The organism is Flavobacterium johnsoniae, from assembly GCF_001879205.1.
Lineage (GTDB): Bacteria > Bacteroidota > Bacteroidia > Flavobacteriales > Flavobacteriaceae > Flavobacterium > Flavobacterium johnsoniae_A.
Map to the genome: position 1 here is coordinate 548950 of NZ_MLFK01000005.1, position 15929 is coordinate 564878.

Annotated in this window: 14 protein-coding genes; 4 read left to right on the forward strand and 10 right to left on the reverse strand. The window is 34.9% G+C overall.

Features of this window, described 5'->3' with window-relative positions; translation table 11 throughout:
• The first annotated feature begins 61 nt into the window (after nucleotides 1–61).
• Nucleotides 62–1387, forward strand: coding sequence for a sensor histidine kinase (locus BKM63_RS07635; RefSeq protein ID WP_071636318.1), 1326 nt, complete (start codon nucleotides 62–64; stop codon nucleotides 1385–1387).
• Between the two features lie 112 nt (nucleotides 1388–1499).
• Here BKM63_RS07635 and BKM63_RS07640 read toward each other — a convergent pair whose 3' ends face one another.
• The 5 genes from BKM63_RS07640 to BKM63_RS07660 form a co-directional block, all read right to left on the reverse strand.
• Complete coding sequence (locus BKM63_RS07640; RefSeq protein WP_071636018.1) at nucleotides 1500–1829, reverse strand: MGMT family protein; 330 nt, start codon at nucleotides 1827–1829, stop codon at nucleotides 1500–1502.
• Nucleotides 1830–1853: 24 nt separating this feature from the next.
• Nucleotides 1854–2492 (reverse strand): LysE family transporter, encoded by a 639-nt coding sequence (locus tag BKM63_RS07645; protein WP_071636019.1) that lies wholly within the window; start codon nucleotides 2490–2492, stop codon nucleotides 1854–1856.
• Nucleotides 2493–2531: 39 nt separating this feature from the next.
• Entirely contained in the window at nucleotides 2532–3209 is a 678-nt protein-coding gene (gene trmB / locus BKM63_RS07650; RefSeq protein ID WP_071636020.1) for a tRNA (guanosine(46)-N7)-methyltransferase TrmB, read from the reverse strand.
• A 174-nt stretch (nucleotides 3210–3383) separates the two neighbouring features.
• Complete coding sequence (locus BKM63_RS07655) at nucleotides 3384–4766, reverse strand: ammonium transporter (RefSeq protein WP_071636021.1); 1383 nt, start codon at nucleotides 4764–4766, stop codon at nucleotides 3384–3386.
• A 262-nt stretch (nucleotides 4767–5028) separates the two neighbouring features.
• Entirely contained in the window at nucleotides 5029–5517 is a 489-nt protein-coding gene (locus BKM63_RS07660) for a nuclear transport factor 2 family protein (RefSeq protein WP_071636022.1), read from the reverse strand.
• Between the two features lie 253 nt (nucleotides 5518–5770).
• Here BKM63_RS07660 and BKM63_RS07665 point away from each other — a divergent pair, with 253 nt between their 5' ends.
• On the forward strand, nucleotides 5771–6445 hold the full coding sequence (locus BKM63_RS07665; RefSeq protein WP_071636023.1) for a hypothetical protein: 675 nt from the start codon (nucleotides 5771–5773) through the stop codon (nucleotides 6443–6445).
• 58 nt (nucleotides 6446–6503) lie between these two features.
• On the opposite strand, the gene wrbA is transcribed toward BKM63_RS07665, so the two are convergent.
• The 3 genes from wrbA to BKM63_RS07685 all read right to left on the reverse strand — a co-directional run bounded on the left by wrbA (nucleotide 6504) and on the right by BKM63_RS07685 (nucleotide 11342).
• On the reverse strand, nucleotides 6504–7664 hold the full coding sequence (gene wrbA, locus BKM63_RS07670) for an NAD(P)H:quinone oxidoreductase (RefSeq protein WP_071636024.1): 1161 nt from the start codon (nucleotides 7662–7664) through the stop codon (nucleotides 6504–6506).
• 670 nt (nucleotides 7665–8334) lie between these two features.
• Complete coding sequence (locus tag BKM63_RS07680; RefSeq protein WP_071636026.1) at nucleotides 8335–8649, reverse strand: HPF/RaiA family ribosome-associated protein; 315 nt, start codon at nucleotides 8647–8649, stop codon at nucleotides 8335–8337.
• Nucleotides 8650–8879: 230 nt separating this feature from the next.
• On the reverse strand, nucleotides 8880–11342 hold the full coding sequence (locus tag BKM63_RS07685) for an AsmA family protein (protein WP_071636027.1): 2463 nt from the start codon (nucleotides 11340–11342) through the stop codon (nucleotides 8880–8882).
• A gap of 244 nt (nucleotides 11343–11586) precedes the next feature.
• Between BKM63_RS07685 and trxA the strand changes: the two genes are divergently transcribed.
• A complete protein-coding gene (trxA, locus tag BKM63_RS07690) occupies nucleotides 11587–11904 on the forward strand; it encodes a thioredoxin (protein ID WP_008466289.1) in 318 nt (105 codons plus the stop codon).
• Nucleotides 11905–12137: 233 nt separating this feature from the next.
• On the opposite strand, the gene BKM63_RS07695 is transcribed toward trxA, so the two are convergent.
• Nucleotides 12138–14231, reverse strand: coding sequence for an ATP-binding protein (locus BKM63_RS07695; RefSeq protein WP_071636028.1), 2094 nt, complete (start codon nucleotides 14229–14231; stop codon nucleotides 12138–12140).
• The gene (locus tag BKM63_RS07700; RefSeq protein WP_071636029.1) at nucleotides 14232–14936 is read right to left on the reverse strand and encodes a LytR/AlgR family response regulator transcription factor; all 705 of its coding nucleotides are present in this window, start codon (nucleotides 14934–14936) and stop codon (nucleotides 14232–14234) included.
• Nucleotides 14937–15140: 204 nt separating this feature from the next.
• On the opposite strand from BKM63_RS07700, the gene BKM63_RS07705 reads away from it, so the two are divergent.
• Complete coding sequence (locus BKM63_RS07705) at nucleotides 15141–15737, forward strand: DUF4082 domain-containing protein (protein ID WP_071636030.1); 597 nt, start codon at nucleotides 15141–15143, stop codon at nucleotides 15735–15737.
• Nucleotides 15738–15929 lie beyond the last annotated feature (192 nt).

Consider the following 15929-nt stretch of genomic DNA (forward strand, 5'->3'; position numbering starts at 1 on the left):
TTAAAGAGATTTTTTATCGACTTAAATCTGCAAAATCTGTGTGAAACAAAAAAATAAAGGAATGAAAAACTGGAAATTTTATAACGCATTCTTCGTAAGGGTTTTGTTTGTCATGATACTCTTTTTCTGCTGCTTTTTCCTCATTTATAAAATGTTTTATTACAATGCGCTTTTGGTTGGCTTTTTTGCTTTTTTGATGCTTGCCGAAATGTATTTTTATGTAAAAAACCAATTGCAGTTCTACGATAGAACATTGCTTTCTATTTTAAAAAATGATTTCTCAACCAATTTCCCTGAAGAAAATAAAAGAGATAATTTTAAGAGCCTGTATCTTTTATACGAAACCCTGAAAGAACAACAGCAGGAACAAACTTCTAAAGAATTGATTTATCGTTCGCTTTTAAATAATATCGATACCGCAGCTTTAATTCTGGAAAAAGAAAATGAAGATTGGAATATTTTTTTAATGAACGACTGTTTTTCAGACTTGTTTAAAGTTCCCAAAGTAAGTCACTGGAAATATCTTAAAAATTATCTGCCTTCGCTTTGCCTGGAAATTGAAAAGACAGATTTCAGCGAATTAAAAGCGGCTATTTCTATTAAAATTGAAGAGCAGGATTTACAGACTTTTATGCTGCAGACCTCCAGAACGCAAAGTTACAAGAAAGAGTATTTTATTATTCTATTAGACAGTATTCAGCGCGTTATTGAGAAAAAAGAAAAAGAAGCGTGGATTAACCTGATGAAGATTATTTCGCACGAATTAATGAATTCCTTAACGCCAATTCGGGCACTTTCGCAAAATTTACTTCACATTGTAGATCAGGATAAGTTAGAAGAAGATGATTTTGAGGATATCAAAAGCAGTATTTCGACAATTATAAATCGAAGTGATCATTTGCAGGTTTTTGTTGAAAATTACCGAAAACTGGCGATGCTGCCAACGCCAACCAAACAAATGACACCGATCAATTCCTTATTTGAAGATTGTATTAGAATCATGAATCCGATTTTGAAACAAGAAAATATCGAATTGATAAATGATATTCACAGTTCGCGTTCTATTTTAATTGATAAAAACCAAATGGAACAGGTAATTATTAATTTGATTACCAATAGTGTGTATGCCTTAAAAGAGAAAAGCGAGAAAAAGATGTATATATCGAGTTACACCGAAAATAACCGCTTTTTTATCACCATTTCAGACAACGGAAGAGGAATTGATCCTGAAATTCAGGACAAGGTATTTCTTCCTTTTTTCACCACCAGAAAAGACGGCGCCGGAATTGGATTAACACTTTCTAAAAATATCATTGAAGCACACGGCGGTTATTTAAGTTACCAAACGGATGAAGATAAAACGAGCTTTGTGATTTGTTTGATTTAAAATAAACCATATAAGTAATATAAGTTCAGTTTAGGTGAGTGTAAAACTGCATGAACTTTTACAAAGTTGATCGACTACAAAAAAGCACTTTTTTTAAATGAACTTATATCACTTATATGTTCAAAATCTCAGGCTGCCAAAAATGTTTGTCAAAATCTACAATTTGATTGTCAACGACTTTAATGCCTTCGTTTTCTAAAAGCTGCTGCATTAAATTAGTCCCGTCAAAATGATGTTTTCCTGTCAAAAGTCCTTTTCGGTTTACAACCCTGTGCGCGGGAACATCATCCATATTATGGCAGGCATTCATTGCCCAGCCCACCATTCTGGCAGAACGGGCTGTACCCAAAGCCTTGGCAATTGCGCCATAAGAAGTTACTTTCCCGTATGGAATTTGTCTTGCAACTGCATAAACTCTTTCGAAAAAATTTTCCTCAGCCATAAAATGTTTTTTTGCTGCCTATATTTACCCAAAATAATAGTTCAAAATATTAAAAAGCGTTGCAATGGCAACCAAACCGGTAATGCTCCCAATGATTGTGTTCATATTTCGCATCAGGTAATCGGTTTTCTTTTCAATTCTTCCAAAGAAGGCAATGTAGCTGTACAAAACCACAAAAGAGCCTAAGACAGAACCCAGAACAAAAGTAAAAATAATACTGTTTTCAAACACAAAAAGGCTGTAAGAAGCCAAAGTAACGCTTACTACAACATAATACGGAATTGGAAAAAAGTTTAATCCCGAAAGCAGCATTCCTAAAAAGAAACGACTTTTTTTACTGCTCTTTTTAATCTTCGATTTCTTTTTGGTTTTTGGGTCTTTGGCAATAAACAAAAAGTATATCGTTAAAATCGAAAAAATAACAAAACCAACTTCACGAAGGAGTGTTACAACATCCGGTCTGTTGTCAATCACGCGTGCGAATAAAACGGCTACGTAAACCTGAAAAAAGATGACTAAAAGAGCACCAATCACAAACCACATGGCATTCTTTTTTCCTTCTTTGAGGTTTATTTTGGCTGCCGTCATGTTGATTAATCCTGGCGGAATAATCCCAATTGCAGCGGCAATAAAGCCTGAAAGTAATGGAGTAAGATATACCAATTCAGTTGTTTAAGCGGTTAAAAATGTTTTAAAATTAAATTAGTCTTTAATTTTGAAACGAATATACGTAATTGCCTTGTTAATTTCTAAATATTGTTTCTCGTAAAAAGTTTGAAATGCAGTAACTTCTTCCGGGCTTCCTTCATTTTTGTACACATTATGATTGGCATATAAAACTTCGTGGCCTTCACCATGAAGCAGTCCAAGTGTATAACCGTGCATAAATTCGCTGTCGGTTTTAAGATTTACGACACCGTCTTTTTTAAGGATTTTTTTGTATAATTTCAAAAACTCAGAGTTTGTCATTCTGTGTTTTGTTCTTTTGTATTTGATCTGCGGATCCGGAAAAGTAATCCAGATTTCATCCACTTCATTTTCGGCAAAAATATGATCGATCAATTCGATTTGAGTTCTTACAAAAGCAACATTATGAAGACCGGTTTCAACAGCAGTTTTAGCACCACGCCAGAAACGTGCGCCTTTAATGTCTATTCCGATAAAATTTTTGTTAGGATATTTTTCTGCTAATCCAACTGAGTATTCACCTTTCCCGCATCCTAATTCTAAAACCAGAGGATTATCATTTTTAAAGAAATCCGAATTCCATTTTCCTTTCAAAGGCATTAAATTGCCTACAACTTCTTCTCTTGTTGGTTGAAAAACGTTTTGAAATGTTTCGTTTTCTCTGAATCTTTTGAGTTTATTTTTACTTCCCACTTTTTACAAAAATTTTCAGCAAAATTAAGGAATATAAACGGAATGTTTGTCGGGGAATTGTGTTTAAATTTTCTACCGCGAATTACACGAATTTTTACAAATTAATTTTAAGAAGCATGATCAAAAAAAAATTAGTAAAAATTAGCGTAATTCGTGGCAGACAAAAATATTTTTTCAGCCGTAATGCGGTTCTGTAATTGGTTTAGATTTTGGATCAAGGGTTTCATCGTGTTGTGATAAATCTAACCCGATGTGTTCTGATTCTTCTGAAACACGAAGCGGAATAATGAAATTCGTTACTTTAAATAAGAAATAAGCTCCGAAGAAAGTAAATATAGAAACCAGAACTAAAGCCATCATGTGATGTCCAAACACGTTCCATCCTCCGTGTAATAAACTTGCATTTTCGCCATGAGCAAAAATTGCAGTTAAAATCATTCCCATAATTCCTCCAACTCCGTGGCAGGCAAAAACATCCAGAGTATCATCAAATCTTTTTGAGAAACTGCAGTTTACAACAGAATTTGAAACCAAAGCTGTAATGAATCCGAAAAACATACTTTCAGGAACAGAAATAAATCCTGCAGCTGGCGTTATGGCAACTAAGCCAACAACAGCTCCAATACAAGCTCCAAGAGCCGAAACTTTTCTACCGTTCATTCTATCGAAGAAAACCCAGGTTAACATGGCTGCTGCCGATGATGTTGTAGTGGTTGCAAAAGCCATAGCGGCAGTTCCGTTGGCGGCAAGAGCAGATCCGGCGTTGAATCCGAACCAGCCAAACCATAACATTCCTGTTCCTAATAATACAAACGGAATATTGGTTGGAATATGCTGGCTGTTTTTTCTTTTTCCTAAAACCAAAACGCCAGCCAAAGCGGCAAAACCAGAGCTCATGTGAACTACGGTTCCTCCGGCGAAATCTTTTACTCCAAAATAACTTCCTAAAACACCCGTTGGGTACCAGACAGCGTGACACAAAGGAGCATATATAAAAATGGTAAATAAGCTGATGAAAACTAAATAAGAAATAAAACGAACGCGCTCTGCAAACGAACCCGTAATAATTGCCGGGCAGATAATGGCAAATTTCATTTGAAACAAAGCAAAAAGCATAAACGGAATCGTGTTTGCTAATTGTTTATGAGGCAAAACGCCAACATAATCCATAAAAGCAAAAGTAGTTGGGTTTCCAAAAAAGCTGTAGAAATGATCTCCCGAACCAAAACCAACCGGTTCTCCAAATGCAAGACTAAATGCTACAACAACCCATAAAAGAGTGACAACACCCAAACAGATGAAACTCTGCAGCATGGTAGATATTACATTTTTTTTGCCTACCATTCCGCCATAAAAGAAAGACAATCCAGGCGTCATGATTAAAACCAGACAGCTTGAAGTAAGCATCCAGGCAACATCTGCAGGAACAATTTGATCTGTAGTTCCAAATTCTGATAAAACATAACTATTTTCTGTTACCGTTGGCCAAAATGCACCTATAGTACAAACGACACTGATCATAATAAAGGAAATAATCCAGCGTTTTTCTATTTTCATTTTTAAAATACTTTGTTTAACCCTATTTTTTTTGGGGTCAAAGTTAAAAAAAAATAAAGATTCTTGTTTTAGAGCCTGTTAAATTAGAGGTGTAGGTTTTATTTTGATGTATTTTTTAAAATTAGTTCTGTTTTTTTGAGACTATCTTATTTTTGGCTTTCCAAAAGATGGTCTTTTTGCAATATCTGTTATAATTAATTAGGCAGCGCTAATCGTAAAGCGCTATAAAAGTTATGTTTATAAGAATAAAGCCTGAAAATGTTTATTTTTTTTGAAGCTTTGCAATCAAAGCGTCTTCAATAGGGGCTTTTATTTTAGTTACGGCATCCACTTCATCATTCGGAATTGTCATGGATAAAACGTAATGCTGGATTTTCCATTCCTTGCCCACTTTTACCAAAACACCAGAACCACGGCAGATTTTCATTTGCGTATCCAGCAATTCGTCAAACCAAGCCACTTTTCCTGATTTATCAAAAAAGATATGACGTTTGAGCGCTTTAAAATTCCACGTTGTTCCTTTGTCGAAATAAGGTTTAGCCCAAATGCTGAATTCTTTTTTGGTCCAGTTTTCGGTGGCATCAGTTCCAATATAAATAGCGTCATCTGCCAAAGTATTAAAATAAGCATCAAATTTTACTTCGCCGGCCGCTTTGTGCCAGGCATCAAGAGTTTGATTGATTTTGTCTTTATCAGTTTGTGCATTGGCAAAAGAAGCGACGAATAATAATAGTAAAAGTGTTTTTTTCATGAGAGATTATTTTGAGTTTTAAAGGTAAGAATTTTTTAAACTGCCACGAGAATGGTGCATGGATTTTACTGATTTGAACAAGTTACTTACAGATAAAATCATTTAATTATCTGCCCAATCGGTGAAATCTGTGAGTAAAAATTGATTGGCGGATCAATAAAAAAATCATAGTTAAACTTAAATTATCTTACATTTCTTCTATGATTTAATCTCAAAAAACAAGTATATTTGAGTGCTTCAAAAATAAATTACTATGAATTCTAAAATCTTTATAAGCTCACTGGTTATTTCTTCATTGGTTTTTATTTCCTGTAAAAAGGAATTAGAACCGCAAGAAAGTACCTCAACATCTGAATTGGTTAGACTTGGACTTGCAAAAGATACAACGAAGACGTCTTCAGTCGTGCAGCAAACACAAGCTTCACCTTCAAATCCAAATACTGTTTTAAGTGAAACAAAAGGATTAAATCCTGCTCACGGACAGCCAGGACACCGCTGTGATATTGCTGTTGGAGCCCCTTTAAACTCGGCACCAGCACAGCAGCAAGTACAAGCAACGACAACACAAACGGGACAAACTGTACAGGTAAACCCAAATCAGAAAAATGTGGTTACGACAACGACATCGCCTGTAAAAACAGCAAAAGGAATGAACCCGCCGCATGGTCAGCCAGGTCATAGATGCGATATTCCGGTTGGAGCGCCTTTAAATTCTCCAGTGGCAAAAACAACAGCGACGGCTTCGACACCGCAAAGCGGAACAGTAACAGAAAACTTTACGGTTACGCCTCCGCCAGCTTCAAATCCCGTTCCGGCTTTATTAAGCACAGAAACCAATAAAACAGTTGCAGACGGAATAAATCCTGCACACGGACAACCAGGACATCGATGTGATGTTGCCGTAGGAGCGCCTCTGCCAAAATCATAAGACACAAAAAAACCGAATACAACTTGTATTCGGTTTTTTGTTTTAAATAGAATAGGAGTTATTCGATTTCAAAAATCGCCTGAATTTCTACAGCCGAATTTATTGGTAACGAAACAGCCCCAATTGTTGCTCTGGCGTGTTTTCCTTTTTCTCCAAAAACCAATGCTGTTAAGTTCGAAGCCGAATTCATAATTGCCGCATGCTGTGTGTATTCCGGAGTTGTATTAAAAAATCCCGTTAATTGCACACATTGTTTTACTTTATTCAAATCGCCTCCGCAAGCTTCTTTTAAAACGGCTATCACATTAAGCATGGTTTGATAAGTTGCATCTTTGGCCTGATCGTCAGTAACTGCTGCGCCAATTTTTCCCGGATTTAAAATCTTTCCGTCTTTTAAGGCCACCTGATTAATATAAACCTTATGATCTGAAATCGTGTACGGAACATAATTTCCAACCGGTTTAGGCGCTACGGGAAGAACAATATTGTTGTCTTTTAATGTTTTATTGATGTCGATTTTAGTTTCTGCCGAAGTTGCTTTTAAACTTTTTATATTTTCTGTGTTTTTCAATCCTGCAGCTGCTCTTGCCAAAGCTTTTCCTTGTTCTTTAGCCAGATTTAATTCGCTTTGAGAAGGTCTCGTTCCGGTTGATCCTGCTAATGAAGTTGCTCCAAATGGTGTATTTCCCTGCGGAACTGATTTCTCTAAAGTCGCTGTTCCCATAATTCCGGTTGGCACAATGATCATTCCGTGTGAAGCGAGAATATTCCAAAAAGATAAAATTGCCGCTTCTTTTCCTGCTCCAGATCCTGCAGACATAAAAACTGTTGCTGGTTTTCCTTCTAAAACTCTCGATGTCCAAAGCGGAATACTTTGACTAAAAAAGGAATTCATATCGGCGCTGATATTAGCAAAATGAACCGGACTTCCAAAGGCGATTCCGTCATAATTAGCTAATTCTTCGATTGTCGCAATTGGTAATTTTTCAACATCGGCATTTAATTTTTCTTTCGGATTTATGGAAGGAACTCTTTTTAGAGTCGCTTTTGTATTTGGATATTCCTGAATTCCGTCAGCAATTGCTTTTGCCATTTTGTATGTGCCTCCGTTTTGAGAATAAATCAAAACCAAGACATTTGTGTCGGATGATTTTACCTGCGCTTTTACGCCAAAACCTAAAAAGACTGTGATTAATAATACGAGTAATTGCTTTTTCATGAATCTGTTTTTAATAATTTATTGTAATAAGCCCAATCCATATACTTGTTTTCGAAGAATTGCAAGTTTGTTTTTGGGACTGCAAATTTACTTCTTACAATACCGAAAAGCGTTATAATTATCTTAATTGTGCTCGAAATTACTTCGTCAGTTTCGCTTTTGCCTGAATCATAAAAATCATTTAACACATAGAAACATAGGTTTTATGTGGGCAAAAGAGCGTAAAAAGAAACTGGTTTCTAACACATAGCTGTCTATGTTTATTTTAAACAAGTGAAATGCCTTTTTCGAGACTGCTAAATCTATGTTTCTATGTGTTAAAATTAATTGCGTTTAATTATCTTAATTGTACTCGAAATTACTTCGTGAGCTCGCTTTACCTGAATCATAAAAAACATTTAACACATAGAAACATAGGTTTTATGTGGGCAAAAGAGCGTAAAAAGAAACTGATTTCTAACACATAGCTGTCTATGTTTATTTTAAACAAGTGAAACGCCTTTTTTTGAGAGTGCTAAATTTATGTTTCTATGTGTTAAAGTTAATTGTGTTTAATTATCTTAATTGTAAACAAATTCATTATTTGCAGAAAATGAGAACTGTATTAAAATAAAAAATGGCATTATCCTGATTTGAGATAATGCCATTTTTTAAATTGTCGATATATAAATTAATGTGCTTTTAATTTTTCGAAAGTTGTGGTTAGAGATTTTTTTGCTTTACTCAAAGCACCGTTAAAAGCTTTTTCAAGAGTTTCTGCATGCTCTGTTACAGTGATTGGCTGTAATTTTGCAGTGCGTACTTCAAGAACACATTTTTTATCATTCAGGCTGAATTTCTCGCCATTTTCATCTCCAAAATGTACTTCGATTCGCGTGATTTTATCTTCAAAACGCGCTAAGCCTTTTTCTAATTCTTCAGAGAAATATTTTTCTAATCTTTGGTGTCCTTCGATGTTTTTGTCGGTGTTGATTTGAATCTTCATAACGGTTTATATTTAATGATTGTTTCTCAAATCTATCCATTTTAAAAGGAAAAGCCAAGGGAGTTAATAAAACATTATGATATTTTATTGGAGATTTTACTCTCAGTTTGTCATTTCGACAAAAGGAGGAATTGTACAAGTATTTTCAAACAGAAATCCGCCAATCTTTGTCGAGTCTCGAGTACGATTCCTCGTTCCCCCGAATGACAAAACTATCCGATAAGTTATTTTTACTTATCTTTCTTCCCCCACTTAATTTTCATTTTCCCTTCATCGTCAACGGCAAGTAAATGCAGTACAATACCACGTTCGCGCACAGCATCGCGTTCGGCTTTACTGGCGAGTTTGGCGTCGTTTTTAGAATTTCGGAGAGGGATTGTCAGGGCGAGATTGGTGCCTCGGCCGAAAGAATAAATTCCGTTGACATCGATGTTCAGGACACTCGAACTAATGGTTAAATTGGTAACGTCGACTTGCTCTCCCCGCATATTGAGATGACCGGATAAATCACTGAAAGTAATATTTTCGACATCGCGAAACGGAAAAGCAAATTTCCCCACTTTTACAATAGGCTCAAAATTGAGTAATGCGCCTTGGTTAACTTTAAAATCCAGTTTTCCGTGCATCGAATTGGTGATTAATTCACCTTGGCCGTTGATAAACCCGCTTACGTTTGCAGTACTCGTTAATCTTCCCTTTATATTATTTGGATTAAAAGATTTGATCCCGAAATTGTTAAACGATCTTAAAAAACTCGCAATATCCACTCTGTTTACCTGCGCGTTTGAGCTGAAAGCATAATTTTTTCCGCTTGGTAAAATTTCACTGTTAAAAGTAATATTTCCGCCGGAAGTCTGCAGAGAACCATTTTTAATGACCAGTTTCGAGTCGAGCATTTGTATACTTGCCGTTGTATTTGTCGCGGTCAATTTATTGTAATTGATTTTATCAGCTTTAATGTCGATTACTACAACACATTTTTCGATTACCGTTCGGAGATGATTGGAAATCGTTGGCCGTTTGGTGTTTTTAACTGCTGTTTTCTTTTTTTGTGAAGAAGCCAAAACGCCTAAAAACTGTTTCAGGTCAATATTTGGGCAGTAAATTTTCCAGTTTACGAGCATTTTTTCGGGTGCGTCGTAATATAAGTTGAGGAAATTGTCGATTTTTCCTTCTATGAAAATAGTATTCTTTTTGTGTTTGTAGGCAATTTGTTTGATAAGCAGTGCTTTTTCGGTAAAATCGAGATGAATATTGGTTTTTACCGCCTGAATATTTTTTGGGATATAATGAAACGAAGCATCATCAACATCAATATTTCCTATAAATCTAGGTTTGGTAATATACAAATCGACAATATCAAATTGAAATTTCAGATTGGCTTTGGCATGGCCATCTGTAAAATGAATCCATTTTTCGTTGCTGACTTCGTTGAGTCTTTCGATATCAAAATCAGAACTAACATTTCCGGTTGCAATGGGTTTTTCGAGATTGCTGATCACGACTTGCGGAATCGTAAGCGGAATATTTTCATATTCTCCCGAAAAGCGCGTTAAAATAACAGCAGAGTTCGGATCATTAAATCCATCCTTTGGTTTGAAATTGTTGGTAAAAATCCCCCTGAAATTACATTTGTCAATTTGACCGTCGGGAATCGTGAGTTCGTTGTTTTTGGCTACAGCCTGAACCACAATTTTAGGATCGTCGTGAACATTCAAATCCCCTTTCAGATCGCAATTTACGTCAATTGGTTTCTTCAAATCAAACCTGTTCAATTTTGAACTGATATTTCCGGATAGCAAATTAGAAGCGTTACTCCATAAAATGCGGGTATTAATGTTGATTCCGAAAAGAGAATTGGTTTTGCCAATGTTAAAATAGGCCACAATATCAAAGGAATCAGAACCAATTTTTAAGTTTTTGGTCGAGACATCAATCTTTTGCTTGTCGGCATGATAAGTAACAGCCAGAGTTCCTTTGAGTTCTTTTTGTTTGGCAAAACTTCCGTGTACGGTATTAAACGCCAGGCTGTTTATTTTGGTTTCAATAAACAAATTGGTATTCCAGTCGTCTCCGTCATAATCAACTTTCGATTTTAAGTTGTGAACATCAAAATCAAACAATTTATTTCCAAGCTGATTGTCGATTGTAATATGAACATCGCTGAGGTCAATTTCATCAATTGTGGTTTCGGTTTCAGATTTTTTACTGGGCGTTTTTTTCTTTTTCGGTTTAAAAATATCAGAGTTTGTGTAACCGTCTTTGGTTTTGTAAATGTAAACAGCAGCGTCGTTAATGAGGATTTTATGAATGTTGACTTCCTTTTGCAGTAAACTCCAGACGTTTAAACGGGCTTCGATTTCTTTGGCTTTTAATAAGGTATGATGATGCGTGTTCCATTTATTATCCTTGAGTTCGACATCTTTTAATGCCAAAGTGAAATTGGGAAAACCAGTTAAAAATTTATAATGAAAATCGCCAATATGAAATTTTCCGTTAATGTTTTCATTGATTTTGGTATTGATCTTGGCAATAATTTCGGTTTTATGCTGATTGAAGTAAATCGATAATCCTCCGCAGGCCAATAAAAGAAGCCCTATTAACACCAAAATAAAAATACCGAAACGTTTGGCATATTTTTTAAAATGAGCCGATTGGAAAAAGTTTTTTATTTGGTGTAAAGTTTCCTTCATTGGGTGTGGATTTTCGGGATCATTAAAGATAAGAATAAAAAACGAATATGTTAAAGGACAGTTTATGGCTTGTAAATAAGGTACATGGAAATGTTATAATTATTGACGATGCATTTATAATCAAAACTAATTTGGTAATGGTGTATGATTTGTTTTTAATTTTTAACTTTGTATCTCAGTTTTGAAACTATTATAAAAAAGTCTCCCGAGACAAAAGCTGAAGATAACTTAAAGAAAAATAATTATGGCATTAGCAATAACAGATGCTACTTTTGATGAAGTAGTTTTAAAATCAGATAAACCAGTAATGGTAGATTTTTGGGCAGCATGGTGCGGTCCTTGTAGAATGGTTGGTCCAATCATTGACCAATTAAGCGAAGAATATGCAGGTAAAGTTGTGGTTGGTAAAGTAGATGTAGATGCTAACCAGGAATTTGCTGCTAAATATGGTGTGCGTAACATACCAACCGTTTTGGTGTTTCAAAATGGTGAAGTAGTAGGAAAACAAGTAGGAGTAGCTCCGAAACAAGCCTATGCTGACAGCTTAGACGCTTTGTTGTAATCGTAAGATTATGATTTATATAAAAAAGGCCTGATTTTTCAGGCCTTTTTTATTGGTTTTTTATTGGTTTTTTTAACACATAGAGACATAGATTCTGTTTTCTTAATAAAAAGGCATTTCATTTATTTAAACAAACATAGCGGTGTTTTCGGGAAAGAATTTGTTAGATTTTTGGATATAATTTATTCTATGTGTACTCTAATAAGTAAAACGCCTTTATGCGCAAAGAAAAACTATGTCCCTATGTGTTGAGAAAAAATAATCGTAAAAGTTGTTCCCAAATCCGGTTGTGAATTCACTTCTATCTTACAATTTATGGCGTTTGCCAAATCCCGGATTAAATGCAGTCCCAATCCGGTTTTGATTCCGATAACTTCAGAATCGTCATAAAGGGCTTTGAATTTTTCCTGATTTTCTCCTGCGCCATTATCTGTTATAGAAAGAAAAGTTTGATTGTTGTGCTGAAAAGCTTTCCAGATTATTCGCGGGTTTTCTCTTTTTTCAAGTGCTTTTATGGCGTTTCCAGTTAAGTTTCTGATGATGGTTTTTAGGTAATTTTCATCAGTGCTTAAAATGATATTTTCGGGATTTTTAAATGAAATCTCAATATTTTCAAGAGCAGAAAAATGTTTTTGTGTTTCTTCAAATAGTACTGCAACGGCAATTTCCTTAAAATGAGGTTTGAAGTTTTCCATTTGTCCTTTACTCCAAAGCAGAATATCTTCCATTGACGAAAGTAAATTTTCTGCTCCGGATATTATTTTGGTCTGCATTCGCAAGGCCGTTTCTTCATCAATCAATTCGGGATTTTCTTTTTGAAGATGTAAAAAGTGAATCAGGTTCGAAACCGGACTTCTTAAATCATGATTTAAAATACTAAAGAATCTTGCTTTTATTTTATTGGCTTCATCGAGTTCCTGATTCAAAAGCTGTAATTTTTGGTTGGTTTTCTTTCGGTTTTGATTTTGGCTGAATAACAGTAATCCAATAATTGCAACCAGGGCCAGTCCGGATATTAAATACAACCGCTGTTTTTTAGCCTCTTCAATCTGAATGTTTTTAATCGTATTTTGAGTCGAAAGATTTTTGATTTTTTCCTGTTTGGCTTTGTTTTGAAAGCGCGCTTCGGCATTTGCAATGCTTTGTTTAGCCGATTCGTGCATCATTTCGTCATTGTATTTACTGTAGATTTCGTTATAATAAAAAGCTTCTTTCCATTTTCCGAGCGCAGCATAACTCTGAGATAGTTTTTTATTAATAACAACAAACGATTCCTTGTCATATTTTAAAGCTTTTTCGGATGCTTTTGTCAATACTTCGATTGCTTTTTTATGTTCTCCTTTTTCATTTAAAACCTTTCCCAAAACCGTATTAGCCTCCATCATTATATCCGGATCATTTGATTTTTGTGCATATAAAACGGCTTTTTGTGCACAATCATAAGCTTTGTTTATGCTGCCTTCGTTCGTAAAATACTCAGACATACTTCGATTTGCAAAACTTAAATTGATAAAGAGAGAATCTTTTTTTGTGGGGTATGTATATACTAAATTGTAATATTTATAAATGCTGTCTTTTTTCTTTAGCGCCACGTAGCTGTGCAGGTAATAATTGCATAAAAAAGCACTGACATACGGGGAGTTTTTTATGTAAGGTTTTGCCTCGTTAAAATATTCAATAGCCTTATTATATTGCTTCATTCGGGTATAAGTGCTTCCAATTTGAAGGTACGAGATCCCGATGTTCTCTTCGTTTGTTTTGTCTTTTTTGAGTAGTTTTTTGTACGCAATGGCTTTTAATTGGTAGCCAATAAAAGTCTCATATTCATAGTTATTCATGTAGTATTCAGCCAGGCTTCCGTTTAAAACCGCTTTTGTATAATTGCTTTTTGTGGTGTCGACAACCTGCTTAATGTATTTTGCCAGAGATTTTCCTTTTACGGTATCCTGAACAGAATAATAAACATAATTCAGCCGCATTAAAATCGAGGTTTCATTTTTAAGATGATGGGCTTTTCGAGCATATTTCCAGGCTTCTTCATAATTTTCCAATGCCTTTTGATATTGATTGTTGCTAAATTCAAAACCTTTCCCTTTTTGAAAATAAAACCGGCTTAAGTAGGCATTGTGATTTTTAGAAAGTGCAATTCCTTTTTCTGCGACTTTTATGAGTTTAGGGTAATTTTCTGAATTTAAAAGTGCTGTCGAATAGTTGAGCCAGACTTTTAGTTTTTCATTTGTAGTTTTGTATGCGGCCAGATTTGGCTCCTCCTGCGCAAAAGCGGAGAATGTAATGAAAAACAGAAACAAAAAACCAGCCCTTTTCATTTAGATCAGGTTTAGGTTTTCTTTGTAACTTCTGCCAACTGGAATTGTGACATTATTATTTAAAATGATTTCGGTCGAATTCATTTTTTGAATAAACTGTTTTTGCACGGCATAACTTCTGTGAATACGAATAAACGACTGAAAATGATCTTCTTTCAGCAAATTGCCAATGCTTGATAAAACGCAATGTCTTTTTTTGTCGGTAATAATCAGCGTATAATCTTTTAAAGCTTCGAGGTATAAAATTTCGTGAAGTTTTACTTTGGTCTGATCGTGGCCTTCTTTAATATAAATCGTATCGCCGCCAATACTGGCTTCAAAAAGAGAAGCTTTAAGCCTGACCTCCATAAACTCTTCGATTCGGCTTACGGTTTGGGCAAAGCGGTCGAGTTTTAAAGGCTTCACGATAAAATCCAATGTTTCGATCTGAAAACTTTCTACCGCATGTTCCGGATGTGCCGTAATAAAAACGCAAACAGGAATCTCCATTGCCTTTTTTCTGAATTCAATTCCGTTTAAGTCCGGCATATCGATATCCAGAAATAAAACATCTACTTTTTGTTTTTCGATAAACGGAAGCGCATCTTCAGCCGACTCAAAAACGCCTAAAATATCTAAAACCGGGAATTTTTTAGCAAAAGACAATACCGTTAGTCTGTCAATTTCGTCATCGTCCACAATAATACAAGAGTATTTTTTCATCATTCAAACTTATTTTATGTCGTCTGTCTATTTAAAATGTTGTTTGTCTATTGGTTGTTTTTACCGCGGTTTTATTGCTGCAAATTTGTCTTGTAATTCAATCAGAAGATTAAAAATAAATAGCATTTACGGTCTTCTGAGTTTTACAAAAATAATGTTATTGAATTAAAAACTAACCATTTAATTAAATTTTAAAATCAAATAATTATGAAATCTTTAAAGACACTTTTTACCCTTTTTGCAGCAGCCATTTTTACTGTTTCTTGCAGCAGCGACGACGATAATAATGACAACGGAATAAAATATGCAGAAGAAAATCCGCTGGATGCTTATATGGCAGGAACAGGATTTAGTCAAAAAGCGGTTGATGTAAAAAATTCAGGAATTTATGAATACGGTTTTAGTTTTAAACCAAAAGTTACCGGAAAAATCAACTCTTTAATTGTTAAAATCCCAGATACAAACCCAACACTGCGCATTACGTTATGGGACGCTGCAACAAAAACAGTGATTAAATCTGAAACTATAAATGTAGCCACAGCAAACGTAACTGTTGAAAAAGCCATTTCGCCAATTGCCTTAACAAAAGACAAAGAATACTTTTTTACTGTAAACAGCGACGACTGGATTAACAGAACAAAGACTGACGGATCTGCAGCAACGTATCCTATTACAGCAGGAAATATCGTAATTACGGGGTACGCCTATATCTCAAGTACTGCGGCAGAAACTCTTTTTCCAACCAATGCCCGTAATACCTATTATGCAGGAGATATTACGTTTAAATTTCAACAAACAGAATAATTTTATTTTTGGATAGTTTGAATTAGTAGTGAAAAAGGTTTGATTGATCATCAAACCTTTTTTGTGTAATTTTTTTAGACGCAATTCACGAATTTATTCTACAGTTAAGGATTGAAATAATTCATGAATTCCTAGCAAGCTTTTTAAAGCCCAAGTTTTTTTCTATTTTTAACGAATCTTATATTCCTTTAA